Annotated in this window: 23 protein-coding genes; 2 read left to right on the top strand and 21 right to left on the bottom strand. The window is 35.5% G+C overall.

Features of this window, described 5'->3' with window-relative positions; all coding sequences use genetic code 11:
- Nucleotides 1-105: 105 nt before the first annotated feature.
- The 5 genes from recG to ACQKP0_RS06130 form a co-directional block, all read right to left on the bottom strand.
- A complete protein-coding gene (gene recG / locus ACQKP0_RS06110) occupies nucleotides 106-2,154 on the bottom strand; it encodes an ATP-dependent DNA helicase RecG (RefSeq protein ID WP_427405025.1) in 2,049 nt (682 codons plus the stop codon).
- Nucleotides 2,147-3,034, bottom strand: coding sequence for an L-serine ammonia-lyase, iron-sulfur-dependent, subunit alpha (gene sdaAA, locus ACQKP0_RS06115; RefSeq protein ID WP_427404926.1), 888 nt, complete (start codon nucleotides 3,032-3,034; stop codon nucleotides 2,147-2,149). The genes recG and sdaAA overlap by 8 nt, the downstream gene beginning before the upstream one ends.
- A gap of 109 nt (nucleotides 3,035-3,143) precedes the next feature.
- Nucleotides 3,144-3,806, bottom strand: coding sequence for an L-serine ammonia-lyase, iron-sulfur-dependent subunit beta (gene sdaAB, locus ACQKP0_RS06120; RefSeq protein WP_427404927.1), 663 nt, complete (start codon nucleotides 3,804-3,806; stop codon nucleotides 3,144-3,146).
- Nucleotides 3,807-3,937: 131 nt separating this feature from the next.
- A complete protein-coding gene (locus ACQKP0_RS06125; protein ID WP_427404928.1) occupies nucleotides 3,938-5,614 on the bottom strand; it encodes a DAK2 domain-containing protein in 1,677 nt (558 codons plus the stop codon).
- Between the two features lie 17 nt (nucleotides 5,615-5,631).
- Nucleotides 5,632-5,994: an Asp23/Gls24 family envelope stress response protein gene (locus tag ACQKP0_RS06130; RefSeq protein WP_427404929.1), complete on the bottom strand. Its 363-nt coding sequence runs from the start codon at nucleotides 5,992-5,994 to the stop codon at nucleotides 5,632-5,634.
- 537 nt (nucleotides 5,995-6,531) lie between these two features.
- Between ACQKP0_RS06130 and rpmB the strand changes: the two genes are divergently transcribed.
- Nucleotides 6,532-6,720 (top strand): 50S ribosomal protein L28, encoded by a 189-nt coding sequence (rpmB, locus tag ACQKP0_RS06135; protein ID WP_427404930.1) that lies wholly within the window; start codon nucleotides 6,532-6,534, stop codon nucleotides 6,718-6,720.
- A 106-nt stretch (nucleotides 6,721-6,826) separates the two neighbouring features.
- Here the strand turns inward: rpmB and spoVM are convergent, their stop codons facing one another.
- From spoVM to ACQKP0_RS06215, 16 genes are all read right to left on the bottom strand, one after another.
- Nucleotides 6,827-6,907 (bottom strand): stage V sporulation protein SpoVM, encoded by an 81-nt coding sequence (gene spoVM, locus ACQKP0_RS06140; RefSeq protein WP_040341495.1) that lies wholly within the window; start codon nucleotides 6,905-6,907, stop codon nucleotides 6,827-6,829.
- A gap of 162 nt (nucleotides 6,908-7,069) precedes the next feature.
- Nucleotides 7,070-7,720 (bottom strand): thiamine diphosphokinase, encoded by a 651-nt coding sequence (locus ACQKP0_RS06145; RefSeq protein ID WP_427404931.1) that lies wholly within the window; start codon nucleotides 7,718-7,720, stop codon nucleotides 7,070-7,072.
- Between the two features lie 69 nt (nucleotides 7,721-7,789).
- On the bottom strand, nucleotides 7,790-8,443 hold the full coding sequence (rpe, locus tag ACQKP0_RS06150; protein ID WP_427404932.1) for a ribulose-phosphate 3-epimerase: 654 nt from the start codon (nucleotides 8,441-8,443) through the stop codon (nucleotides 7,790-7,792).
- Nucleotides 8,444-8,447: 4 nt separating this feature from the next.
- A complete protein-coding gene (rsgA, locus tag ACQKP0_RS06155; RefSeq protein WP_427404933.1) occupies nucleotides 8,448-9,329 on the bottom strand; it encodes a ribosome small subunit-dependent GTPase A in 882 nt (293 codons plus the stop codon).
- A 39-nt stretch (nucleotides 9,330-9,368) separates the two neighbouring features.
- Nucleotides 9,369-11,369: a Stk1 family PASTA domain-containing Ser/Thr kinase gene (pknB, locus tag ACQKP0_RS06160; protein ID WP_427404934.1), complete on the bottom strand. Its 2,001-nt coding sequence runs from the start codon at nucleotides 11,367-11,369 to the stop codon at nucleotides 9,369-9,371.
- Complete coding sequence (locus tag ACQKP0_RS06165) at nucleotides 11,363-12,124, bottom strand: Stp1/IreP family PP2C-type Ser/Thr phosphatase (protein ID WP_427404935.1); 762 nt, start codon at nucleotides 12,122-12,124, stop codon at nucleotides 11,363-11,365. The genes pknB and ACQKP0_RS06165 overlap by 7 nt, the downstream gene beginning before the upstream one ends.
- Before the next feature lie 19 nt (nucleotides 12,125-12,143).
- Complete coding sequence (gene rsmB / locus ACQKP0_RS06170; RefSeq protein ID WP_427404936.1) at nucleotides 12,144-13,490, bottom strand: 16S rRNA (cytosine(967)-C(5))-methyltransferase RsmB; 1,347 nt, start codon at nucleotides 13,488-13,490, stop codon at nucleotides 12,144-12,146.
- 1 nt (nucleotide 13,491) lies between these two features.
- A complete protein-coding gene (gene fmt, locus ACQKP0_RS06175) occupies nucleotides 13,492-14,436 on the bottom strand; it encodes a methionyl-tRNA formyltransferase (protein ID WP_427404937.1) in 945 nt (314 codons plus the stop codon).
- On the bottom strand, nucleotides 14,433-14,918 hold the full coding sequence (def, locus tag ACQKP0_RS06180; RefSeq protein ID WP_427404938.1) for a peptide deformylase: 486 nt from the start codon (nucleotides 14,916-14,918) through the stop codon (nucleotides 14,433-14,435). The genes fmt and def overlap by 4 nt, the downstream gene beginning before the upstream one ends.
- Nucleotides 14,919-14,937: 19 nt before the next feature.
- Complete coding sequence (priA, locus tag ACQKP0_RS06185; RefSeq protein WP_427404939.1) at nucleotides 14,938-17,343, bottom strand: primosomal protein N'; 2,406 nt, start codon at nucleotides 17,341-17,343, stop codon at nucleotides 14,938-14,940.
- On the bottom strand, nucleotides 17,330-18,550 hold the full coding sequence (gene coaBC / locus ACQKP0_RS06190) for a bifunctional phosphopantothenoylcysteine decarboxylase/phosphopantothenate--cysteine ligase CoaBC (protein ID WP_427405026.1): 1,221 nt from the start codon (nucleotides 18,548-18,550) through the stop codon (nucleotides 17,330-17,332). The genes priA and coaBC overlap by 14 nt, the downstream gene beginning before the upstream one ends.
- A 154-nt stretch (nucleotides 18,551-18,704) precedes the next feature.
- Nucleotides 18,705-18,917: a DNA-directed RNA polymerase subunit omega gene (gene rpoZ, locus ACQKP0_RS06195; protein ID WP_427404940.1), complete on the bottom strand. Its 213-nt coding sequence runs from the start codon at nucleotides 18,915-18,917 to the stop codon at nucleotides 18,705-18,707.
- Nucleotides 18,918-18,919: 2 nt separating this feature from the next.
- Nucleotides 18,920-19,534, bottom strand: coding sequence for a guanylate kinase (gene gmk / locus ACQKP0_RS06200; RefSeq protein ID WP_427404941.1), 615 nt, complete (start codon nucleotides 19,532-19,534; stop codon nucleotides 18,920-18,922).
- A 9-nt stretch (nucleotides 19,535-19,543) separates the two neighbouring features.
- Entirely contained in the window at nucleotides 19,544-19,807 is a 264-nt protein-coding gene (gene remA, locus ACQKP0_RS06205) for an extracellular matrix/biofilm regulator RemA (RefSeq protein ID WP_427404942.1), read from the bottom strand.
- Nucleotides 19,808-19,865: 58 nt separating this feature from the next.
- Nucleotides 19,866-20,741, bottom strand: coding sequence for a YicC/YloC family endoribonuclease (locus ACQKP0_RS06210; protein WP_427404943.1), 876 nt, complete (start codon nucleotides 20,739-20,741; stop codon nucleotides 19,866-19,868).
- 138 nt (nucleotides 20,742-20,879) lie between these two features.
- A complete protein-coding gene (locus ACQKP0_RS06215) occupies nucleotides 20,880-23,558 on the bottom strand; it encodes a calcium-translocating P-type ATPase, SERCA-type (protein ID WP_427404944.1) in 2,679 nt (892 codons plus the stop codon).
- Between the two features lie 248 nt (nucleotides 23,559-23,806).
- Between ACQKP0_RS06215 and ACQKP0_RS06220 the strand changes: the two genes are divergently transcribed.
- Entirely contained in the window at nucleotides 23,807-25,513 is a 1,707-nt protein-coding gene (locus ACQKP0_RS06220) for an Rqc2 family fibronectin-binding protein (protein ID WP_427404945.1), read from the top strand.
- Nucleotides 25,514-25,541 lie beyond the last annotated feature (28 nt).

Below are 25,541 nucleotides of genomic sequence, written 5' to 3' on the forward strand. Positions count from 1 at the left end.
CATTCACGATATTAGGACTTGGTACTAATAGTAGTATATAAAAAGAAAGAGAAGAATGCAAGATTTCGTAAACATTCCGCTTCTCCTCTTTTTGAATCTTCTCTTTTAATCTAGTTTTTCACCAACCATTACACCAGAGTCCTCTAAGTAATTCCTTAATACCGCGTATTGGGGATCGATCCAAAAATTCGAATTTGAAATAAGTGTTTGCGCATCCTTTCTAGCAACTTCTAATGCACGATAATCGTGTACCATATCAGCTACTTTAAACTCCGGTAAACCGCTTTGTTTTTTTCCAAAAAAGTCTCCTGGACCTCGTAATTCTAAATCCTTTTCACTTAGAACGAAACCATCATTTGTTTCGGTCATAATTTTCATTCTTTCTTTCCCTATATCTGTCTTAGGATTCGCTAATAAAAAACAATATGACTGCTCTTGTCCTCTGCCAACCCTGCCGCGGAGCTGGTGTAATTGAGATAAACCGAACCGTTCAGCATCATATATGACCATTATCGTTGAATTTGGAACATTAACTCCAACTTCTACGACCGTAGTAGAGACGAGAATCTGTATATCATTAATACTAAAATCCTTCATAACCTGTTCTTTCTCTTCTTGGTGAAGGCGTCCATGCATAAGTCCGACTTTGAACCTCGAATGAAAATATTGAGATAGCATATGATAAACATCAATTGCATTCTGTACATCAAGCTTTTCAGATTCTTCAATTAATGGACATATGACATAGGCTTGCCTGCCTTGTGCCAGCTCTTTTTTAACAAAACCTAGCACTTGCTCAAGCATTTCGTGCTTTACCCAATGCGTTTCAATTTTCTTTCGACCTGCTGGCATTTCATCGATGATCGAAACATCCATTTCACCAAACACAGTTATCGCTAATGTTCTCGGTATTGGCGTAGCCGTCATAAATAGTACATCTGGATTCATACCTTTTTCCCTTAAAATCCTTCGTTGTTCGACTCCAAATCGATGCTGTTCATCTGTTATCACTAGACCGAGTTTTTTAAAATGGACGTCCTCTTGGATAAGCGCATGTGTGCCTATAAGAATATCAATCTCACCATTTTCTAGATGTTCAAGTAATTCTCTTCGCTTTTTTCCTTTAACAGAGCTGGTAAGAAGCTCGACTTTTAAACCTTCTCCGGCTAATAATGATTTAAGGGAAGAGGTATGTTGTTCAGCTAGAATTTCTGTCGGTACCATTAATGCACCTTGATATCCTGCTGTCCAGCTTGCAAAAAGGGCAATTGCAGCCACTACTGTTTTACCCGACCCGACATCTCCTTGCAGAAGTCTGTTCATTCGATATGGGGATTTTAAGTCTGCGCATATTTCATTAATAACTCTTTTTTGAGCATTTGTTAATGGGAAAGGCAAAGCTGCAAAAAATGTACGAAGCTTCTCCAAATCATATTGTTGGGTGATTCCTTTAGAATTTTCTCTTTCGAATTTTCTCAACGCTTGCATTTTTAACTGAAAAAATAAAAACTCTTCATATACAAATCTTCGTCTAGCTAGTTTGACATCACTTTGAGTAATCGGAAAATGCATTAATTTCATTGCACCTTTTCTTTGCATCAGCTTGTATTTTTCCAGAAAAGTATCAGGAAGATTTTCTTCTATTTCTTCACCATATGACTCAAAAGCCCGATGAATAAACTTTCTTAATGATTTAACAGTAAGTCCACCCCTGACAGAGTATACTGGTTCAAAATCACTTTCCTTTTGATAAGGTCCAATTTTTAATTCTTGGGCAGTAATCGTCGCGCGGTGTCGGTCCCATTTACCAGTAATAGTGACTGTATCTGAAATAGCCAGTTTCTTTTTTAAATAAGGCTGGTTAAAAAAGTTAACTTTAATGAGATAATTATTAACAAATAATTGAATGGTTAATCGGGAACGTTTCCGATTATAAAAGACAAGAGAAGGCTCACTATGAACCTTCCCTTCAACCGTTACTTTCTCATCGTGTTCAACATCCTGTAAATCACGTAAACGGTAATCATCATACCGATAAGGGAAATATTCCAATAAATCTCGAACTGTAAAAATACCTAGTGACGCTAACAAGCTATCCGTTTCTTCTCCGATTCCTTTAATAATTGAGACTGGGTTTTCTAATGAATTATTCACTTTCAACCATCGGAACTCCGAAAATTTTAGCCGCTAATTTACGACCCGTTGGAGTTGCCGCCAACCCTCCCTGAGCAGTTTCCTTTAGCGCAGTCGGCATTCTTTGACCGATTTTGAACATTGCATCGATCACTTCATCACAAGGAATTCGACTAGTTATACCTGCTAATGCCATATCCGCAGCAACCATTGCATTTGCTGCTCCCATTGCATTTCTTTTTACACAAGGTACTTCTACTAGCCCCGCAACAGGGTCACAAACAAGCCCAAGCATATTTTTCAAAGTTATTGCCATAGCTTCAGCACATTGTGATGGGGTTCCTCCCGCAATTTCTACAATTGCAGCAGCAGCCATGCCTGCTGCAGAACCAACCTCTGCTTGGCACCCGCCTGCAGCACCAGAAATAGATGCGTTATTAGCAACAACAAAGCCAAAAGCTCCAGAAGTAAACAAAAAGTTAACCATTTGTTCTCTTGTAGGATTAAGTTTCTTTTTCACCGCAAAAAGTGTTCCTGGAACAACACCTGCTGATCCAGCAGTAGGTGTTGCACAAATGGTACCCATAGCCGCATTTACCTCATTTGTAGCAACAGCTTTACTTACTGCATCTAGAATGGTTTCTCCAGATAAAAAGTTTCCTTTTTCTATATATTTTTGCATTAAGACAGCATCTCCACCAGTTAAACCAGAGTGAGATTGGACTCCCTTTAATCCGCGTTCTACAGCATCTTCCATCACCTTAAGACTTTTATCCATTTGATTAAAAATCTCTTCACGCGTTCTCCCTGTCACATCCATCTCTTGTTCGATCATGATTTCGGAGATTTTTTTATTTTGAGTTTCTGCCAACTCAACTAATTCAGCTACATTTCGAAACAAGTTTAAAACCTCCTTACATATTGTTTAGCAGCCGACCAAATGCTTTTCTTATTATCAATCGAAAGCGCTACCAAAATTTTCTTTTTTTCATATTATATTATCTCTATTATTAATCTACGACTCTTGCCACTTGAGTAATATTTGGAAGTTGCCCGATTTCCTGTAAAACAGGCTCCTCAATATTATGATCAACTTCTATTACCATTAATGCCATTTGCCCAACTTCTTTACGCGAAACTTCCATATGACCAATATTGATTTTATATTTGGATAATATATTGGAAACAGCTGCGATTGCTCCAAATCGATCATTATGGACAACTAAAATGGCGGGATGATGACCTGATAATCTAAGTTTAAAACCATTTAATTCAGTAATTTCAATTTTCCCGCCGCCAATTGATATTCCTACTAGCTCCATTTCCCCTTCTTCGTCACCAATTAAGATTTTTGCAGTGTTGGGGTGATCTGGAATAGCAGTTTCAGCAAAAAATTCAATTTCTAGTCCTTGCTTTTTTGCAAGCTCTAAGGAGTTGATTATTCTTTCATCAAATGTATCAAAGTCTAATAGACCACCGACAATTGCCACATCTGTCCCATGACCTTTATAAGTTTCCGCAAAGGAACCATAAAAAGAAATTTTCGCCCATTTTGGAACTCTGCCAAAAAGATTCCGAGCAACTCTTCCAATTCTTGCGGCACCCGCGGTATGTGAACTAGAAGGTCCAATCATAACTGGCCCAATAATATCAAAAACGCTTTTATATTTCATTTTTGGGTCACTCCACTCAAGATAATAGTATATCCATATTATATGATGATGCTTCTAAAAAGGAAATAGAAGGGTTGCCCCTTCTATTTATTATATATTGAAAAACTTATTTGGTAAATTTTCTGATCAATTTACTCTATTGAAAAAATAAACGAGTATAATGGCTGTTCGCCATTATGAACTTCAACCTCAAGTTCTTCAAAATTATTATTTAAATACGAAACAACTTCTTCTACTTGTTCAGGTGAAACATTTTCACCATATAATATTGTAACGATTTCATCGTCTTCAACTAACATTTTATTTAATAGTAAAGTAGCCGCAGAAACGATGTCTTTATTTGTTCCAATAATTTTCCCGTCTGCAATTCCCATGTAATCGTCTTTAGCAATAGAAATGCCATCTATTGTCGTGTCCCTAACAGCGTAAGTTATTTGACCAGTTTTTACATGCTGAAGCGCATCAATCATTAAACTCTTGTTCTCTTCCAATTTTACAGAAGGATTAAAAGCTAATAATGCTGACATTCCTTGTGGGACAGTTTTTGTAGGTATAACAATGATTTCTTGTTCCGATACTTGTGCTGCTTGCTCGGCTGCCATTATGATATTTTTATTATTAGGAAGGATCATTATTTTCTTTGCATTCACATCGGAAATGGCCTTTAAAATATCCTCTGTACTCGGATTCATTGTTTGGCCGCCCTCGATGACTGCGTCAGCACCAATGCTTTTAAAAAGACTGGCAATTCCTTTTCCCATTGAAACTGCAACGATTCCATATTCCTTTACTTCTCGTGGTTTTTGCTCCGTTTTTAAGGTATTATGCATATCGCCAATAATTGAACTATGCTGTTGGCGCATGTTTTCGATTTTCATATTAATAAGGCTGCCATAGCGTTGTCCATATGATAATGCTTCACCAGGTTGTTCTGTATGAACATGAACTTTCACAAGCTCATCGTCGGATACCACTAATAAAGAATCTCCATAATGACTCAAATCATTTCTAAATCTTTCCTCTGAGAATGGATGCTTATTAAGCTTGTCTTTTTCAAATTTAACCATAAATTCTGTACAGTAACCAAACTTAATATCTTCCGTGTTCATAAAGCTTTGAACATTTTTATGATGTTCTGTATTAACCATTTCATTCATAGACAGGGCAGTATTTGATTTATTTGGTAACGTTTCCTCTTTTAATTCTGCTAAAAAACCTTCATAAACGAAGACTAGCCCTTGACCACCACTATCTACTACTCCAACCTCTTTTAAAACAGGTAGTAAATCAGGTGTACGGTTTAATGAACTATTAGCTTCAGTTACCACTGCTTCCATAAGCTTTACAATGTCGTTTTCAGTTTTCGAAACCTCAACACCCTTTTTAGCGGCGTCTTTTGCAACGGTTAGGATAGTTCCTTCTACCGGCTTCATAACCGCTTTATATGCTGTATTTACTCCCGCCTCTAGTGCTTGTGCAAACTCCTTAGTTGAGATCGTTTCCTTATTTTCTACTGCTTTACCAAAACCACGGAATAGCTGTGAAAGGATAACACCAGAATTCCCTCTAGCACCCATAAGTAATCCTTTAGAGAGTGCAGAAGCAACGACACCAATATGGTCATGAACATTTTTTTGAACTTCTTTTGCTCCTGATGTCATAGATAAATTCATATTAGTCCCAGTATCACCGTCTGGCACTGGAAATACGTTAAGCGCATCTACGATATTAGCATTATTAGCTAAATTATTGGCACCCATTATCACCATCTCTGCAAAACGTTTTCCATCCAAAGATGCAATTGCCACGAATTTTTTCCTCCTTATTACGGGTTTGTCACCCTGACTCCTTGTACATAAATGTTTATGGAGTCTGTCGATAAACCAATTGTTTTATCAAGTGTGTATTTCACTTTTGCTTGTACATTATGTGCAATTTCAGAAATTTTCGTTCCATAGCTTACTATAATATACATATCGATATGTACTTCATCATTTTGTTGACGAACAATGACGCCGCGAGAGAAATTTTCTTTGCGCAATATGTCGGTGATTCCATCTTTAATTTGGTTTTTTGAAGCCATACCTACAATACCATAGCAATCCACTGCAGCTCCACCAGCGATAGATGCGACCACATCATTTGAAATATCTATTTGACCGAAATTCGTTCTCATTTCAATTGACATTTGCTCTTCCCCCTTATCGGTTTCATAAAATTTTTTCCATATGTCATTTTACTATAATATATATTGATTTAAAAGTCGAATATTTATTAGAAATAGCGTTCATCTGTAATTCTTCTATCATACGGATAATAGCTAACATTCATTTTTGTGAATAGAATCAAGACGCCCAGCGTTTTTCTTAAAAGGTAAGAAAGTATAAAATTTACTAAGGAAATTAGACATGAAAAGTGTCTGCTGTGTCTAGCTCCAGCGCCTATCGGCTAGCGGATTTCTCCGTCTTCTCCCTACGATAAGTCAACATCGACTCGTCCCTCGCCGTGTTTCCTTTATCTCAGTCGAAGACTACGAAATCCGTACGCCGATGGGCAAGGCGCTTGCGCTTTTCTTAAAACGTCAAGTAATTTTTCTTGAATGCATATTATTGAAGTATTGCTTTATTATAGGTTGTATGATAAATTATTAAAGTATCTTTATATGATGAATATTGAAGTGATGAAACATTTGATATTTCTACTTCAGAGTAAGGAGGGAATCAATATGGCAAAACAATGTGTAATTACTGGGCGTAAAACTCGTTCCGGAAATTCTCGTTCCCACGCTATGAACGCTAATAAGCGTACTTGGGGTGCAAATCTTCAAAAAGTTCGTATTCTTGTTGATGGTAAACCAAAGCGTGTATGGGTTTCTACAAGAGCATTAAAATCAGGGAAAGTTGAACGCGTTTAATCATTTGTATTAAATGCGCCTGAAATATGCATAAACAAAAAAATGCCGACTACCGGCATTTTTTTGTTTGTTTTTACCATCAAAATAAAAACAGAATTTGTACTTTCTACCCTTTTTTAAATGTCCCTAACATCGCACGAACAATTCCACCTAAAAATCTAGGCAATTTAATTGTATAAAACTTCATATATGTCCCTCCTCATCCGTCTAACAAGCATATGAATTGTCCATATAAATATCCTCTACCAATGCATCTTAGGTGGGTAATTACCCGACAATACCGGATAGAATAGTGTATTCAATACATATGAAAGTGAGTACCCGCCCCGTTAAAAAGGGCTAACTTTTTTTATAAATCCTGACTTCTTATCATCATTAATATGCCTGATGTAAAAGAAAAATTACCGGTTTCTTGAATTAGTTCATTGCTTATACATAATGAGGAACCCATTAAAATATGCTTGTTTTTAAGTGGATATTTAAAACCTTCTAAGGTAATACCATTCACTTCTTTGCTTAGTGGTATAAATGAGACATATTTTTTATGATCAATCATATCAATAGAATATTTTCCAGGTGTGAATACAGAAATTCTGTTCTGTTTATCTATAATCTCAATATTACATTTCTTGCATTCAGGACGTATAAGCATCATTACATTAGCAAAATAATGATCAGCTCGACCTCCTGTTGCCCCCAAAATTCGAATATTCGACGGCTCTTCTTTTAGAGCCCAAAGTAAAGCAAGCTCCATGTCTGTTTCATCTTTTTCAGGTATGTATTTTTTTATTTGATGTGCTTTTTTATTTATCATTTCCCACTGCTGATTAGTAACGGAATCAAAATCTCCGAAGGCCATTGTAGGTATGATGTTATTTTCTAATAAATATATAACGCCGTAATCTACTCCAATCCAAACAACATTTGGATGATCAAATAGAGATAATTCAGGTATGTATTCTTGTGGACCTCCAGCAATAATGTGAATAACCTTCTGCAATCTATTTTCCCCCTATTGTATATATTTTAAATATCGAAAAAGCCAGCTAAAAATAGCTGACTAATGGTTTTAAACTAGTTGTTCACGAAGACCTTTAATTGCTGTTTCACGATCTTGGTGCTTATATATCGCTGATCCTGCAACTAATACATTTGCGCCTGCCTCATAGCATAGCTTTGCTGTTTCTGGGTTTATTCCCCCATCCACTTCAATTTCAATATTCAATCCTTTAGCATCAATCATCTGTTTTACTTGATGAATTTTCGGAATTACTGAATGGATAAAGCTTTGTCCGCCAAAACCGGGATTTACTGTCATAAGTAAAACCATATCGATATCCTCCAGAACATGTTGAATCGTCTCCACTGGAGTTGCAGGATTTAACACTACACCAGCTTTTACACTATAAGATTTAATTTGCTGAATGGTACGATGCAAATGGGTACATGCCTCAACATGTACAGTAATATAATCAGCTCCAGCTTTGGCAAATGACTCTATATAATGATCTGGATGCTGAATCATTAAATGAACATCTAAGGGCAATTTTGTAATTGGACGAATTGCCTCAACTACTAGCGGCCCCAAAGTAATATTAGGGACAAAATGTCCATCCATAACGTCAATATGAATATAATCTGCTCCGCCTTTTTCAACATCATGTATTTCTTCAGCTAATTTTGCAAAGTTTGCTGATAAAATTGATGGGGCAATTTTTACCATATTCCTAATACCTCGGCTTTCTATCTTTTATTTCCTGTAAAAACTGAACATAATGCATATAGCGGTAATCAGGGATTTCTTTATTTTCTACTGCAGATTTAATGGCACATTTTGGTTCATTTAAATGTAAACATCCTCGGAATTTACATTCCTTACTTCTTAGTGACATCTCTGGAAAGCAGTTTGAAAGAAACTCAGCTTCCAATTCATCAAAATCCAATGAACTAAATCCTGGTGTATCCGCCACAAGCCCATCCTTAATATCAATTAACTCTACATGTCGTGTTGTATGCTTTCCACGCCCTAAATGGGATGAAATATGACTTGTTTTTAAAGATAATTCAGGATTAATGGCATTAAGTAATGAAGATTTCCCTACCCCTGATTGACCAGATAGTACACTTATTTTTCCTTTTAATAACGGAAGAAGGTCATTAATTCCTTCTTGTGTTTTAGAGGATGATAATAATATCTGATAACCAATTTTTTGATAATCATTCACATATTTCATTAAATCTGATTTTTCGTCTTCGCTTAAAAGATCCATTTTTGTTAAACAAATGATAGGCATAATATCATTCGACTCAATTATCACTAAAAAACGGTCTAATAAAACTGAACTAAATTCAGGTTCCTTCGCTGAAAAAATGAGAATAGCCTGATCTACATTTGCAATAGGAGGTCGAATTAGCTCATTTTTTCGATTTTTCACCTCCATTATATATCCTTCACGTTCATTATCTGCTTGATAGACAACTGAATCTCCAACGAGAGGGGTTATTTTATTCTTACGAAAAACCCCTCTGCCTCTACATTGAATCACCTGGTTTTTGTTTAAAACATAATAAAATCCACTTAATGCCTTAACAATTTTCCCTTCAGGCATAGCATCGACTCCTTCATTTCACATTAAAATCAGTAATTATTAATCACTTGGATAAGGTATAGACTCTTGCAATATGACGGTATTATCACGAATCACTTGATATCCCGCTTTTTTTCCCTCTTCAATTCTAAAATCAAAGCGTTTTTTTGTCGTCTCTGTAATTGTAAAGGAGTCAAATAGATCAGTTATACTGTGATCGGCATCCTCTATATATATTTGAACTTGCTGAGGCTGAGGCTTACCATCCTCATCAGTTTCAGGTTCATACGGAATCGTTATTTCTCTTTCTACTGTTTTTGGTGGCTTTTCCTTTGGCCCTTTAGACATCACTACTTTTACTCGATCACCCTTAACAAGCTCTGTTCCAGGTGCAGGCGATTGGGAAATAACTAGACCTTCTTTCACTGTATCGTTATATTCTTCTTTAGACATATCTATAACTAAGCCTGTGGCTTCCTCATATTCCTTTAAACCTTTTTCATTATACTCTGTTAAGTCTTTTACTTTTATTTTTTCAGGACCTTTACTTACAGTAAAAATTAGCTCAGTTTCACTAGGGACAATTTCCTCATTTGGACGCGGATTTTGATCAATGATCGTTCCTGGTGAACTATCATTATAAACTTCATCCTTTCTTATGTTCTTAAATTTTATTTTATTAAGCAGTTGCATGATATCTTCATACTGTCGACCTGTATAATCTTGAAGAGGGTATTTTTCTTTTCCCGTGCTTACATATATATCTATTTCCGTACCTTCTTTAACATCTTTTCCCGCTTCCGGGTTAGTCTTAACTACTTTACCCTCAGGAATTTTCTCATCCGGAACATCAATTTTTTTACCAACCTTTAGCTTTACGTCCGTAATGGATATTATTGCTTCATCTAAATTTCGCTCTGTTACATCTGGAACTTTTACTTCTTTAGGACCTAACAAATATGGAAGAAAGAACACAGCTAATGCTAAAATAATTACCAACATTAAAAACGAGCCAATAATCCATGGCCATTTTTTTCTTTTCTTTTTTTGCTTTTTATTTTTCTCCTTGTTATTATCCTTTATTTGATCATCGTTATTTTGATCGGAAACAGCATCATCCTTAGGGTGAACAAGGGTTTGTTCTTGGTTTGATGTCATCGAATGCAAATTTGTAATAATTGGAATTGCTTTTGTTGCTTCATCGTCTTCTGGGACGATAAACTTTGCTTCATTCAATCGCTCTGGACTTAACGCTGTTCGAATATCTTCACCCATTTCATCAACCGTTTCATATCTTTGAAAAGGATCCTTAGTTGTTGCCTTTAATACAATATTCTCGACACTTTGTGGTATATTTGGGTTCCATCTTCTTAAAGATGGTGTTTCGGTTTGCAAATGCTTAAGTGCAATGGAAACGGCTGATTCTCCTGAAAAGGGTAATCTGCCTGTCAGTAATTCAAACATGACAATACCGAGCGCATAGATATCAGATTTTCTTGTTGCCATTCCCCCGCGTGCTTGTTCCGGAGATAAATAATGTACCGACCCTAGTACTGAATTTGTTTGGGTAATAGATGTAGCACTCAATGCCATTGCAATTCCGAAATCAGTAATTTTCACTACCCCATTATGGTCAATTAATATATTTTGCGGTTTGATGTCACGATGAATAATTTGATGCTGATGAGCATTAGAAATAGCTGAAACTAGCTGTTCCATAATATCCAGTGTCTTCTCAACTGAAATAGGATAATATTGTTGTATGTATTGTTTTAAAGTCATCCCATCAACATATTCCATTACAATATAATAAATATCTTCCTCTTCACCTACATCATAAATATTCACAATATTAGGGTGGTTTAAACTAGTAGCAGATTGTGCCTCCCGTTGAAAACGATGTATAAATTCTTGTTCATTAGCAAAATCTAATCTTAATATTTTTATAGCAACATCCCGATCGAGAATAATGTCTCTAGCTAAATACACATTAGCCATACCGCCGCCGCCGATCATGCTAATTATTTTATAGCGGTCACTTATTCTTCTTCCGATCAACATTCACTACACCTGCTTTCAGCATCCGCAGATATTTCAATAAGGATAATGGTAATGTTGTCTTCACCGCCATTTTGATTAGCCATATCAATCAAAGTCTGTGCTTTCACTTCAATCGTATTATCAGTTTCTAAAACTTCTCTCATTTGTATTTCTGTAATTTTGTCTGATAAACCATCTGAACATAGAAGTAAATAATCCCCATCTTCGATTAATATCGTTTTAATATCTGCTTCTATCTTTTGTTCTGTCCCCAACGCCTTCAGGACTACATTTTTTCTAGGATGACTATCTGCGTCTTCCTTTGAAATAATCCCTGTTTTCACTAATTCATTGACCAAGGAGTGATCTTCAGTTATTTGTTGAAACCCATTTTCATTTAAGATATAGCAGCGGCTATCCCCGATATTTGCAATGGTGGCAAAATCAGCCGTAAAAATAGCGGCAACTAATGTTGTTCCCATTCCTTCACATTCAGCATGGTTATTTGCATGTTCAAATAAAGTTAAATTGACTTCTGAAATTCTTTCATTCAACCAATTTTCTGCCGATTCAGCCGTATTAAATTTCAATGAACTCTCCCACGATTGATTAAATAAATCGACTGTCATTTTACTTGCAACATCGCCAGCATTATGACCGCCCATACCATCTGCAACAATGGCAAGGCAATCTCCCGTTGAATTCGTAAAAATCCCGCCGTTATCTTCATTACGCTGCCGAATCCTTCCCGTATCAGTTAGAAAAATAGCCTTCATCAAGGTCACCCCGTATCTTCTATTTGTTCCAGCTTTCTTTTTTTCGAAAACATGCTATAAAAAAGCCGTCTCCTCCAAAATCTTGTGGGAATATTTGTACCCGATATTTGTCTACAAACGGCTGGATATGATCAGTTAATTGTAGCGGGAATACTTCAAAATCAAGTGACGAGCGCAAAAACTCATTAACTGTTTCTTCATTCTCTTCTTTATCAACGGTACAAGTACTATAAACCAGTAATCCACCGGGTTTCACTAAACGGGCAGCTTCATGCAAAATATTTTTTTGAATTATTTGCAGGTTATGAATGTCTTGAACAGACTTGCTATATTTAATATCCGGTTTTTTTCTTAATACACCTAATCCTGAACATGGTGCATCTACTAATACACGGTCAAACAACTCTTTTTCGAAATGCTGAGCTACCTTTCGACTGTCCATAGCCTTTGTTTCTATATTTGTTAATCCAAGGCGTATTGCATTTTGTTGGATAAGTTTTGTTTTATGTTCATGTAAATCTAATGAAATCACTTTTCCTGTTCCATGAAGTTTTTCTGCGATATGAGTAGACTTCCCACCTGGTGCCGCGCAAGCGTCAAGTACGAATTGATTTTCCTCAATATTCAAAGCATATGTCACTAGCATGGAGCTTTCATCTTGAATGGTAATAAATCCGTCAGTAAAAGCTTTTGAATGGGCTAGATTCCCTTTTAGGGAACGGATTGCCTCTGGTACAATTGGACTTAATTGTATTTCAAAACCTTCCTCTTCCAGCATCTCTTTAACAACTTCAGGTGGGGCTTTCGTTGTATTTACACGTGCCGTTTGCAAGGGAGCTAGAAGATTTGTTTCACACATTGTTTTTGTTTTTTCTAATCCATATTGTTCTGACCATCGCTTTACCATCCAGGCAGGGTGACTTGTTTCGATTGCAACACGTTCAATCGGATCTTGAATCTTTTCTAGTGAAGGGAGTCCTTCTCTTTGAACGGCTCTTAAAATTCCATTGACCATTCCTGAAATTCCACGATGACCTCTTTTTTTCGCAATTTCTACTGCCTCGTATATAATGGCACGATCAGGAATTTTATCTAAATAGACCATTTGATACAATGAAAGTCTTAATAAAATTTGAACCCATGTTTCTATTTTTTTATTAATAAATGATTTTAAGTAATAATCTAAAGTAATCTTTCTTTGTAATGTTCCATATGTTATTTCAGTCAATAATCCAATATCAGGTCCGATTAAGTGATTCCTTTTGATGACATGATTTAGGAGCAAATTGCTGTACGCTTGATTTTTTTCGACAGCTTCTAGTATTTCAAGAGCGGCTTCTCGTACATTCTTATTTTTATTTACCATATTATTCTCCTAGCTTTGTTCCAATTAATAGGCTCGATCCAGTTCCATTTAAAAACTGTTCAGCTGTCATTTTTTTCTTACCTGAGGGCTGTAATTCAATAATTTTAATCCCTGTCATATTTCCTGTTGCAACGACTAAGCCATCTTTCGTAATGTCCACCACTGTTCCAGGTTCTTTTTGCTCTGATAATGGAATCTTTATACCTTCCCATACTTTTAATACAGTACCTTCAATCGTCGTATAAGCAACTGGCCAAGGATTTAATCCTCTAATATGATTATAAATTTCTTCTCCGGATTTTGACCAATTAATTTTTTCTTGTTCACGTTTAATATTGGAGGCAAACGTTGCCTTATCATGATCTTGTGGTAATGGGTTTATTTCATTCTTAATAAGTTTAGGTATTGTTTCTGATAAAAGCTCTGATCCAGCTTCACTAAGTTTAATATGTAATGTTCCAACATTGTCTGTTTCAGTAATAGGAATTTCGACTTGACTAATAATATCTCCTGCATCTAATTTTTCTGCCATATACATGATTGTGATTCCTGTTTTTTCTTTCCCTTGTAATATAGCATAATGTATAGGTGCACCGCCGCGAAGCTCTGGCAGTAATGAAGCATGTACATTAATACAACCTAATTTAGGGGCATCCAATAATTCTTTTGGCAGGATTTGTCCATATGCTGCCGTCACAATTAAATCCGGTTCTAATTCTAAAATCTTTTTTAGTTCTTCAGAATCTCGAAGCTTTTCTGGCTGATAGATGGGAATTCCATGTTTCTCTGCCTCCACTTTGACAGGCGGAGGGGTTAAAACCCTTTTTCTTCCCACAGGGCGATCTGGCTGTGTCGCCACAGCTATTACTTGGTATCCATCATTTAGTAATCTTTTTAACACCGGTACAGAAAAATCTGGTGTGCCCATAAATACAATTTTTGTCATTCTCCTTCATACCCTTCTAAATCTTCTTCATCAATATATTTTAAAACCTTTGAAGTAAACAAAATTCCATGTAAATGATCGATTTCATGTTGGATTGCCCGCGCAAGATAATCCTCTGCTTCAATGTAAAAAAATCTCCCTTTTACATCTTGAGCTTTCACCTTTACATAATAGGGACGTGATACAGTTCCATATAATCCAGGAAAGCTCAAACATCCTTCTACATCAGTTTGTTCACCACTTTTTTCAATTATAATCGGATTAATTAAATTTATCCTCCCTAATTCATCACCAATATCAACTACTGCAATTTGCTGATCAATTCCTATTTGCGGCGCAGCTAATCCTACTCCATCTGCAGCTAACATTGTTTCATACATATCATTTAGTAATATTTTTAATTTTTTATCAAATTGCCTTACCGGCTCACATTCTTTTTCTAATATTTCTGCCGGATGCATTACGATTGATAGAACTGCCAAGTGCTTACCTCTTTTCTATTTACATCATCATATAAGGATTGACATCAATGTTTATCGTTAATCCTTCTGAAGTGATTTGTTGCTGAAAGTGCTCTAGTAAGTAACGGAGATGGTTCTTTAAACCGGGTTCTCGTTTGTATTTTATCAAACATTGGTATCGATATCTATTTTTGATCCTAGGTACTGGAGATGTTGCCGGTCCAAGAATTACTGCTTCTTTTGATAGTCTTGAGTGAAGGTATTTCGCAATTTTTTCTGTGGTAGACACCACTTTTATTAAATCCTCATGACTAACAGTTATGAGCGATAAATAATAAAAAGGAGGATATGAGCCTAGTTTTCTCATCAGCATTTCCTTTTTATAAAATTGCTCATAATCTTGTTCTCCTGCGAGTTCAATACTGTAATGTTCCGGTGTATAGGTTTGAATAACAACCTCTCCAGCTAATTGATGTCTACCCGCTCTTCCACTAACCTGTGTTAATAGTTGAAATGTTTTTTCCGATGCACGAAAATCTGGTAAATGGAGCATAGTATCTGCACTTAATACTCCGACAAGGGTAATGTTAGGAAAGTCTAAACCTTTTGCGATCATTTGAGTTCCTAATAAAATGTCTGCTTTCCCTTCTTGAAACTGATGAAGTAAACGTTCATGAGCTCCTTTTCTACTGGTAGTATCCACATCCATTCGTATTACTCTCGCTTCAGGTAATAATTTACTTATTTCCTCTTCTACCTTCTGTGTCCCTGTTCCAAAGTATCGGATATGTTCACTGTTACACTCAGGACATGTTTGTGGTACGACCGTTTCATATCCACAATAGTGACATTTCATCTGATTTGTATAGCGATGATAAGTCATTGAAATATCACAATGCGGGCATTGAAGAACATAGCCGCAATCCCTGCACATAACAAAAGACGAATGTCCTCTTCGATTTAGAAAAAGAACAGTCTGCTCCTTTTTATTCATTCGGTCTACTAATTTCTCAAATAATTCCCTAGAAAACATCGAGCGGTTTCCCTCTCGGAGTTCTTCTCTCATATCAATGATCGATACTGATGGTAATTCTTGATTATTCATCCGTTTTTTCATAAATAGGAGTTTGTAAACACCTTTTTGTGCTCTAGCAAAGGATTCTAATGATGGTGTTGCACTTCCTAAAATAACTGGACAGCGATGAAGCTTTCCTCTATATATCGCTATATCTCTAGCATGATAGCGAGGTGTTTCTTCTTGTTTATAGCTATTTTCATGTTCTTCATCTATGATGATAATTCCAATATTTTCAAATGGAGCAAAGATAGCTGATCTTGCTCCAACGACTACTTTTGCTTCTTTCCGCTCTATTTTTCTCCATTCATCATATTTTTCACCGATTGAAAGTCCACTATGGAGAACTGCAACATCATTTCCAAAGCGTCCTTTAAATCGCTCAACCATCTGTGGAGTTAATGAAATTTCAGGTACTAGAACAATTGCTTCTTTTCCCATATTGATTACTTTTTGAATTGATTGTAAATAAACTTCCGTTTTGCCACTTCCTGTTACACCGTTTAACAAAAATGTTTCATGATTATTCTCCTCTATTGATTTTAGAATAGGAGAAATCGCTTGTTCCTGCTCGTTTGTTAAAGGAAAGGGGTTCGTTTTTTGAAAATGACGATGTTCGTATGGATCTCGATATTCCTCTTTTTCTTCTTCTTGTAAATAACCTTTATTTATTAATGATCGAATCGTAGCAGAGGTCGTATTCGTATCATCTAAAATCTGCTTTATAGAAAACTTTTGATTTGTTTGGTTACGAAAATATTCTAGAACTTGTTTTTGTTTCAGAGCATTGTTGGGAAGTTCATCAATCACTTGTACTAAAGCATCTTCGGACAAAAGGCAGCTAATTATTCGAATTGTTTTTTTATTTGCTTTATTTTTCACAAGATATCTTACTTCTACAGTACCTTTTTTTACTTCCTTTTGTAACAACGGCAGAATCTGCGTATCTGCGGCTGCATTCCACTTCATGTCAAGCTTGTTACCAAATAAATTGTCTAAATCAGAACAGGTTCCCTCATCAATTCGGTGCAAAACCTTTTCATATTTAGCCTTCATTGCAACAGGAAGCATCGCTTGATAGGCAGATATCTTTAAACATAATGTTTCCTCTGCAATCCATTTCCCAAGATTTAATAATTCTTCATTTAAGACTGGCGAGAGATCTAAAGGTTCATGGATATGCTTTAATTTAGATACATCTGTATGCCCCTTTAGTTCAATTACAAATCCTTGAATCATTCTAGGACCAAATGGAACTGAAACCCTCATACCAGGCTGAATAAAATCCGTCCATTTTTCTGGAACTAAATAATCAAACAATTTATCTGTATTCATTGTAGGTACATCTACAATAACACTAGCTATTTGCATAACTTGTTCCCTCATTTAATTCACGGGAAATTTCTTTAAGAATTTCGCTTGCAGTCTCGTGTTTACTTAAAAGCGGCAGCTCTTTTTTCGATTTATTTTTTTTATAGATTGTTACAATATTGGTGTCACCACCAAAACCAGCACCATCTTTACTCACATCATTAGCTACAATGATGTCGGCATTTTTACGTTCCAATTTACCCCAAGCATGCTCATCAATATTCTCTGTTTCTGCTGCAAATCCAACAAGATATGGCTTATCCTGTTTTTGACCTAATTCTTTTAAAATATCTTTCGTTCTTTCAAATTCTATAACTAAATTACCTTCCTTTTTCTTCATTTTTTGCTCAAAAACCTCTTTTGGTCGATAATCTGCTACAGCTGCACTTTTAATGACAATATCTGCTTCTTTATAATATTTCATAACAGCTTCATACATATCCTGTGCACTATTTATTTGAATGTGCTGTCCACCGCTTGGAACTTGCAGTCCATTAACACCTGAAATAAGTATAACTTTTGCCCCCATATTTATAGCTTCTTCTGCAAGTGCATAACCCATTTTCCCTGAAGAACGATTAGTTAAATATCGTACAGGATCAATTTTTTCTTTAGTCGGACCAGCAGTAATTAAAATAGTTTTCCCTTTAAATAACTGAGATGTTTGTTGAAAGAAATTAGTTATCAAGGAAACAATTTTTTCTGGTTCCTCTAATCTTCCTTTTCCAACATAGCCACAGGCTAAATAACCTTCACTCGGCTCGACAAACTTATATCCAAATTCGGATAAAGTTTTTAAGTTTCGTTTGACTGCTGGATGGTCATACATATGTACATTCATTGCTGGTGCAACCCAAACAGGTGCAGTTGTTGCAAGTAATGTCGTTGTAATCATATCATCAGCAATTCCATTTGCTAACTTACCAATTATATTTGCAGTTGCTGGAGCAATTAGTACAAGATCTGCCCAGTCTGCTAAATCTATATGTGCGATAACCTTAGAATTTTTTTCATCAAATGTATCTGTATAAACGTCATTCCTTGAAAGCGCTTGAAATGTTAGAGGTGTAACAAATTCACAAGCAGAAGCACTCATGATAATTTTTACATTTGCTCCAGCCTGAGTTAATTTGCTGGTTAATGCTGCAGCTTTATATACGGCAATTCCGCCTGTTACACATAATAATATTTTCTTACCTTCCACAATAAATCCCCCATTTATGTATTGCGAATACTTTCTCTTTTCTGAGAAAATTCAACTAGGATTTTAATTTTATTATGAATAATTTTCTCCTAAGTTAAAAGAAAAAACAACCTAAACAAATAGGTTGTTTTATGGTAAGGCGAAAACAGCCTTAGTATTATAAATGATCTTTCTCATCATTTTTATTAATAACAAGTGTTTTTGCATAAATTTCTTCAAGTGCTTTACCTACATATTTTTTTGAAACAAAATGATCAAGAGTTTCTTTCCCATCCTCTTGAAGATTTCTCGCACGTTTAGCAGCCACGGAAACTAAGGAATATTTTGAATCAATAATTTTAAGTAATTTGTCAATAGAAGGATATAGCATTTTTATTCAACCTCCAGCATTTTGATATATCGTGGTGCAACACGCTTAGTACGGCAATGTTCTGCTTGAACGATTGAATTAATTCGTTCACAAGCTGCCTCCACTTTGTCGTTTTCAACTACATAGTCATATAAGCTCATAAGTTCGATTTCTTTTCTTGCTTCTTTCATACGATTATTGATTAAATCGTCTGATTCTGTTCCTCTTGTCACAATACGGGATTGTAATTCTGAAAGACTTGGCGGAGCTAGAAAAATAAACAGTCCCTCTGGGAATTTCTCCCTTACTTGCTTTGCTCCTTGTACTTCAATTTCTAAGAAAACATCTTTTCCCGAATCCAAAGTATCTTTTACATAATCAATTGGAGTACCATAATAATTACCAACATATTCGGCATACTCTAATAATTTGTCTTGTTTAATTAGTGCCTCAAACTCTTCTCTAGATTTAAAAAAATAGTCCACCCCATCTACTTCACCTTCTCTAGGTTTACGAGTAGTCATTGAGATAGAATATTCAAATTTAGTATTACCTTGCGAAAAAATAGCCTTTCTTACTGTACCCTTACCTACACCGGAAGGTCCAGAGAGAACAATCAATAACCCTTTTTCTTTCATTAAAAAATCCTACCCTTCTTCTCCATTATCGTCCTTATTTCCAAGACGATGTGCTACTGTTTCAGGTTGTACAGCAGATAGTATAACATGGTCATTATCCATGATAATTACTGCTCGAGTACGTCGACCATAGGTAGCATCGATTAAGTTACCACGATCCCTGGCATCCTGAATTAAACGCTTAATTGGAGCAGACTCTGGACTTACAATAGAAATAATTCGATTTGCCGAAACTATATTACCAAAACCAATGTTTATAAGCTTTATAGACATTATTATCCCCCAGATGCACAAATAGTCTATTTTTGAATCGAAATAAAATAATTAATCGTTATTCAATATTTTGTACTTGTTCACGCATTTTTTCCAATGTTGTTTTTAACTCAACTACATAAGTTGCAATTTGGGAATGATTTGCTTTCGATCCAATTGTATTGATCTCTCGATTCATTTCCTGAATCATGAAATCAAGCTTTCTTCCAATAGGTTCATCAATCAATATCGTATTTTTGAATTGGGAAAGATGGCTCTCTAATCTGGTTATCTCTTCATTGATGTCTGCTTTATCTGCAAAAATCCCAACTTCTGTGAGCACTCTTGCTTCATCAAATAAGTCTTCTGTATATTCCTTTATCCGACTAACCAACCGTGTTTGATATTGTTCTATAACAAATGGAGCAAATTTTTTTATCTCTTCAAGTAATTGACTAAAACGATTCAACTGATTAGAAAGATCCTGTAAAAGCTCTTTCCCTTCTACTTTTCGCATAGACAATAGATTTTGGACTGCTTCTTCAACTGCATCCAAAACTAGATCATTAATTTCCTCATTTTCATCCTCTTTTTCTACAATTTCTAAGAGATTTTCATTTGTTAATAAGTCCTTTAAATGAATTGGTTCCTGAAGATCATATTTTGTTTTTAATTTGTCTATAAACTGATAATAATCATCAAGTAAATTCCAGTCAATATGCAGACTTCTTCTTGTTAATTCTTCTCCCTCAATTATAACAAAAACCTCTATTCGTCCTCTTTTAATGTATTCGCTTATTTTCTTTCTTATTTTATCATCTATTTTCATTAATTGCCTTGGCATACGTATGTTTATTTCACAAAATCGATGATTAACTGATTTAATTTCTACAGTTACTCCAAATAGTGAGGACTCTTTTTTACTACTTCCATACCCTGTCATGCTATATACCAACAATATCACATCCCTTTATCTATTTGGAAATTAATATGTAAACATTGGATAGCATGTACCACCAATATTATAGACGATTTCCTGAAAAAAGAAAGGTAATAGAGTATAACCCTATTACCTTTTGTATTATACCATATTTTACACTTTTTTTCTTATAAAAAGTGAACCTGCTAGTAAAAAAGTTGGAATGGAGCTCATACCAATTATAAGCAACCAATCTCTCGGAATAATCGGAATCGTGTGGAAAATTGGTTGAAATGCTGGAACATAAATGACTACTAACATTAATAATATAGACGAAACAACTGACCATACTAGGTACATATTCCCAAAAGGATTTCGAGAAAAAATGGATATTTCACTACGGCAATCAAAAACATGAATTAACTGAGTTAACACAAGCGTTGCAAATGCTACCGTCTGAGCATAAGCTAATCGATCCGGATTGTTCCGATAAATTGTAAGGAAAGCAATTAAGGTAACAAATCCGATTAAAAAGCCTCTCGAAATAACTTTCCAGCCTAGTCTCCTAGCAAAAATACCTTCCGTCTGTTGACGTGGTTTTCGTTTCATTACATCTTCTTCTGGTTGATCTAGCCCTAACGCCATAGCTGGCAATCCATCAGTTACAAGATTTACCCATAATATTTGTATTGGCACAAGTGGTAATGGAAGGGATAAAAGCATAGCAAATAACATAACTAAAATTTCACCGACATTCGATGCAAGTAAATATCGAACAAATTTACGTATGTTTTCATAAATATTTCTACCTTCATATATAGCTGCTTTAATAGTGGCAAAATTATCATCCAAAAGAATTAGAGAAGATGCTTCCTTCGCTACATCTGTTCCTGTAATCCCCATAGCAATACCAATATCGGCAGATTTTATCGCAGGAGCATCATTTACTCCATCGCCCGTCATTGCTACAATATGACCACAATTTTGTAGTGATTTTACAATTTTTAATTTATGTTCAGGTGAAACCCTAGCAAAAACAGCTACATCCTCCACTACTTTTTCAAGGTCCTCAATAGAAAGTTCATTTAATTCTGTTCCTTCAATAACTTTTCCATTTCCTCTTAGAATACCTAATTGTTTAGCAATCGCTTTAGCTGTTATTACATGATCACCAGTAATCATCACGGTTTTTATGCCTGCCTCACGACATTCCTTTATTGCCTGTTTTACTTCTTGGCGCGGAGGATCAATCATCCCTTGTATACCAATAAATGTTAGCCCTTTTTCAGCCTCAGATTCATGCATAATAATCGTTTGTTCCTTGATTGGCTTGAAAGCAATTGCAATAGTACGTAATGCCATTGATGCTAAAGTTTCTACTGACGTTTGGATAGTGTTTTGTAATTCACTTTGTAAATATTGTTGCCTTCCATTCCATAGAACTGATTCGCTCAAACTAATTAATACATCCGGAGCACCTTTAGTAATGACAAATCTTTTACCATGTTTATCTTTTACAACTATACTCATCATTTTTCTAGTTGAATCGAATGGAAATTCTTTTTCTATAGTAAATTGACCTAATAATGTCTCCCTATCTAGTCCAGCTTTCATTGCTGAAACAAGTAATGCTCCTTCTGTAGGGTCACCATCAATTACAAATTCATCTTCCCGAAATTTCAATTCAGCATGATTACAAAGTAAACCGAATGTTAGAAGTTGAAACAAGCTTTTCTCATTCTGAGGATTAATCTTCTGTGAATCTAAATAAAAGCTGCCTTCAGGTTGATATCCCGTACCAGATAGTGTCCAAGTAGTTCCTCCACTCCATAAATGAGTGACCGTCATTTTATTTTGTGTGAGAGTTCCTGTTTTATCTGAGCAAATAACCGATGCACAACCTAAAGTTTCTACAGCAGGTAGTTTTCGAACGATTGCATTTTTTCGTATCATTCGTTGGACACCTAGTGATAATGCAATCGTAACAATGGCAGGAAGTCCTTCTGGAATAGCTGCTACCGCTAAAGAAACACCGGCCAAAAACATAGTAAACATATCATGACCATGAACAACACCTGCAATGACGACTAGTACAGTTAATAAAAGGGCAATTGTGATTAAGATTTTCCCAAGTTGTTCTAACCTTCGTTGTAACGGTGTAATCAATGTTTCGGCATTTTGAATCATATCTGCAATTTTTCCCATTGCAGTATTCATACCAATTCCTGTAACTATCCCCATACCATTTCCTCGAGTCACCATTGTTCCCATAAAAGCCATGTTCTCTAAATCCCCTAAACTGGCTTTTTTATCAGTTACTGTATTGGTAGACTTTACAGCAGGAACTGATTCACCTGTTAATGCAGATTCTTCAATCTCGAGGTTAACCGTTTGAACTAATCTGACATCGGCTCCAATTCGATCCCCACTAGAAAACTTGATTATATCTCCAACAACTACCTCTTTCGATAAAATCTTTTGCCACTCTCCGTCACGAAGGACTATCACTTGCGGCGCAGATAATTCCTTAAGAGCATTTAATGATTTTTCTGCTTTTCTTTCTTGAAAAAAACCTAGAAAACCATTAACAAATACAATAGCAATAATTACAATTGCATCCATGTATTCCCCTAAAAGGCCCGATATTAATGTAGCTGCTAATAGCACCAATACCATAAAGTCTTTAAATTGACTGATAAAAAGCATGAATGCCGATTGTTTTTCTCCTTCTTGCAGTTCATTCCAGCCAAATTGCTTTCTTTTCTTTTCTACATCACTTGCAGACAGCCCTTGTTCAATATTTGTATTCAATACCTTTTCCACATCTTTTTCTTTCATTTCATGGAACATCATTCACAATACACTCTCCCCTTACCGAAACCATAGTTGTCCTACTATTAGCAAGATATTCAGACTCGTCCCAAAAAATGATATAATTATTAGAAAAGCGGAGGCGACTGTTCAGACCCGACAAGCAAATGTTCTCCAACCATTGAAGTCTGCCCTTTGACTTCAATGGTTGGAGAACATTTGACCTCGAGGGGCTAGGAGCCGCAGCTGGACATTATGAAACGAAATTTTTCAAGTGAGGTATGTTAATTATGTCTTTTGACGGTTTATTTACAAGGGCAATGACGAAAGAACTTGCCGATACAATAAAAGGCGGAAGGATAAATAAAATTCATCAGCCTTATAAAAATGAGATCATTATTGTTACACGTGCAAATGGTGAAAATCATAAACTACTTATTTCTGCTCACCCTAGTTATGCAAGGATCCAGCTGACGAATGAACAACATGAAAATCCTCCAGAACCATCTATGTTTTGTATGTTGTTAAGGAAACATCTTGAAGGATATTTTATTGAAGATATATATCAAGCGGACCTGGATCGCGTCATTGTTTTCGAAATAAAAGGTCGAAATGAAATTGGTGATATTTCTTATAAACAGCTATATGTAGAAATTATGGGGCGCCATAGTAATATTATATTAGTCGATAAAGAAAAAAATATGATACTAGACAGTATAAAACATGTCCCTTCTGCTATTAATAGTTATCGTACAATCCTGCCTGGACATCAATATATCTTCCCTCCAAAACAAGATAAATTGAATCCCTTACAATTATCTGAAGAAGATATTTTAAGGAAACTTGATTTTAACAGTGGAAAAATTGACAAACAACTGGTAGAACATTTTGCAGGACTATCACCACTTTTTGCAAAGGAAATTGTTCACCTGTCTGGCTTAGCGAATAAAATCACTTTGCCTGAAGCATTTATAAGTGTAGTGAATGAAATAATTAAGCATAACTATTCTCCTTCAATTATTCAAGCAAATGGTAAAGAAGTATTTTATATACTTCCAATTACTTATTTACAAGGTGAAGAAAAATCATTTTCTACATTAAGTGAGATGCTTGATCGTTTTTATTTCGGAAAAGCAGAAAGAGATCGTGTTAAGCAACAGGGGCATGATTTAGAAAGATTTATTAAAAATGAAAAAGAAAAAAATGAGGTTAAAATTGAAAAATTAAAAGCAACCTTAGCTGAGGCTCAAAATGCAGATCGCTTTCAACTATTTGGAGAACTATTAACTGCAAATCTCCATCTAGTTAAAAAAGGTATGGATGAAATAAAAGTAATCAATTATTATGATGAAAATGCGGGTGAGATCACCATTCCTCTAGATCCTAGAAAAACACCTTCGGGGAATGCTCAAGGGTATTTTTCAAAATATCAGAAGGCAAAAACGGCTATTATTGTCGTGCAAGAACAAATTGAAAAGGCAGCTTTAGAAGTTCAATATTTTGAAAATCTGCTACAGCAATTGGAATCCGCATCTCCGAAAGACATTGAAGAAATTCGTATTGAATTAGCTGAAGAAGGCTATATACGAATGAAACAAAAGCGAGGCTCTAAGACTAAGATACAAAAAATTACGCTAGAGACGTACACTTCCTCTGATGGGACTGATATTTTAGTAGGAAAAAACAATAAACAAAATGATTATTTAACGAATAAAGTAGCTGCAAGGGATGAAATTTGGTTACATACAAAGGATATCCCAGGTTCCCATGTCGTCATTCGCAGCAAAAACCCTAGTGAAACAACCATTTTAGAAGCAGCCAATCTTGCTGCCTATTATAGTAAAGCAAAAGAATCCTCTTCAGTTCCAGTAGATTATACAAAAGTAAGATATGTAAAAAAACCTAATGGAGCCAAGCCTGGATTCGTCATCTATGAACAGCAGCAAACCATTTTTGTTACACCGAATGCCGACAAAGTATTAGAAATGAAGCAATAATAAAAAGGGACTATCCGCTATATTTGGA

The sequence above is a fragment of the Heyndrickxia sp. NPDC080065 genome (genome assembly GCF_050281185.1).
GTDB lineage: Bacteria > Bacillota > Bacilli > Bacillales > Bacillaceae_C > Heyndrickxia.

What these genes read in the sequence shown, in the direction of transcription:
- sdaAB (WP_427404927.1), bottom strand. Translation starts at nt 3,806, where the DNA reads ATGAAATATAAAAGCGTTTTTGATATTATTGGGCCAGTTATGATTGGA.
- ACQKP0_RS06130 (WP_427404929.1), bottom strand. Translation starts at nt 5,994, where the DNA reads ATGTCAATTGAAATGAGAACGAATTTCGGTCAAATAGATATTTCAAAT.
- rpmB (WP_427404930.1), top strand. Translation starts at nt 6,532, where the DNA reads ATGGCAAAACAATGTGTAATTACTGGGCGTAAAACTCGTTCCGGAAAT.
- spoVM (WP_040341495.1), bottom strand. Translation starts at nt 6,907, where the DNA reads ATGAAGTTTTATACAATTAAATTGCCTAGATTTTTAGGTGGAATTGTT.
- rpe (WP_427404932.1), bottom strand. Translation starts at nt 8,443, where the DNA reads ATGGTAAAAATTGCCCCATCAATTTTATCAGCAAACTTTGCAAAATTA.
- rsgA (WP_427404933.1), bottom strand. Translation starts at nt 9,329, where the DNA reads ATGCCTGAAGGGAAAATTGTTAAGGCATTAAGTGGATTTTATTATGTT.
- pknB (WP_427404934.1), bottom strand. Translation starts at nt 11,369, where the DNA reads ATGTTGATCGGAAGAAGAATAAGTGACCGCTATAAAATAATTAGCATG.
- ACQKP0_RS06165 (WP_427404935.1), bottom strand. Translation starts at nt 12,124, where the DNA reads ATGAAGGCTATTTTTCTAACTGATACGGGAAGGATTCGGCAGCGTAAT.
- rsmB (WP_427404936.1), bottom strand. Translation starts at nt 13,490, where the DNA reads ATGGTAAATAAAAATAAGAATGTACGAGAAGCCGCTCTTGAAATACTA.
- fmt (WP_427404937.1), bottom strand. Translation starts at nt 14,436, where the DNA reads ATGACAAAAATTGTATTTATGGGCACACCAGATTTTTCTGTACCGGTG.
- priA (WP_427404939.1), bottom strand. Translation starts at nt 17,343, where the DNA reads ATGCAAATAGCTAGTGTTATTGTAGATGTACCTACAATGAATACAGAT.
- rpoZ (WP_427404940.1), bottom strand. Translation starts at nt 18,917, where the DNA reads ATGCTATATCCTTCTATTGACAAATTACTTAAAATTATTGATTCAAAA.
- gmk (WP_427404941.1), bottom strand. Translation starts at nt 19,534, where the DNA reads ATGAAAGAAAAAGGGTTATTGATTGTTCTCTCTGGACCTTCCGGTGTA.
- remA (WP_427404942.1), bottom strand. Translation starts at nt 19,807, where the DNA reads ATGTCTATAAAGCTTATAAACATTGGTTTTGGTAATATAGTTTCGGCA.
- ACQKP0_RS06215 (WP_427404944.1), bottom strand. Translation starts at nt 23,558, where the DNA reads ATGATGTTCCATGAAATGAAAGAAAAAGATGTGGAAAAGGTATTGAAT.
- ACQKP0_RS06220 (WP_427404945.1), top strand. Translation starts at nt 23,807, where the DNA reads ATGTCTTTTGACGGTTTATTTACAAGGGCAATGACGAAAGAACTTGCC.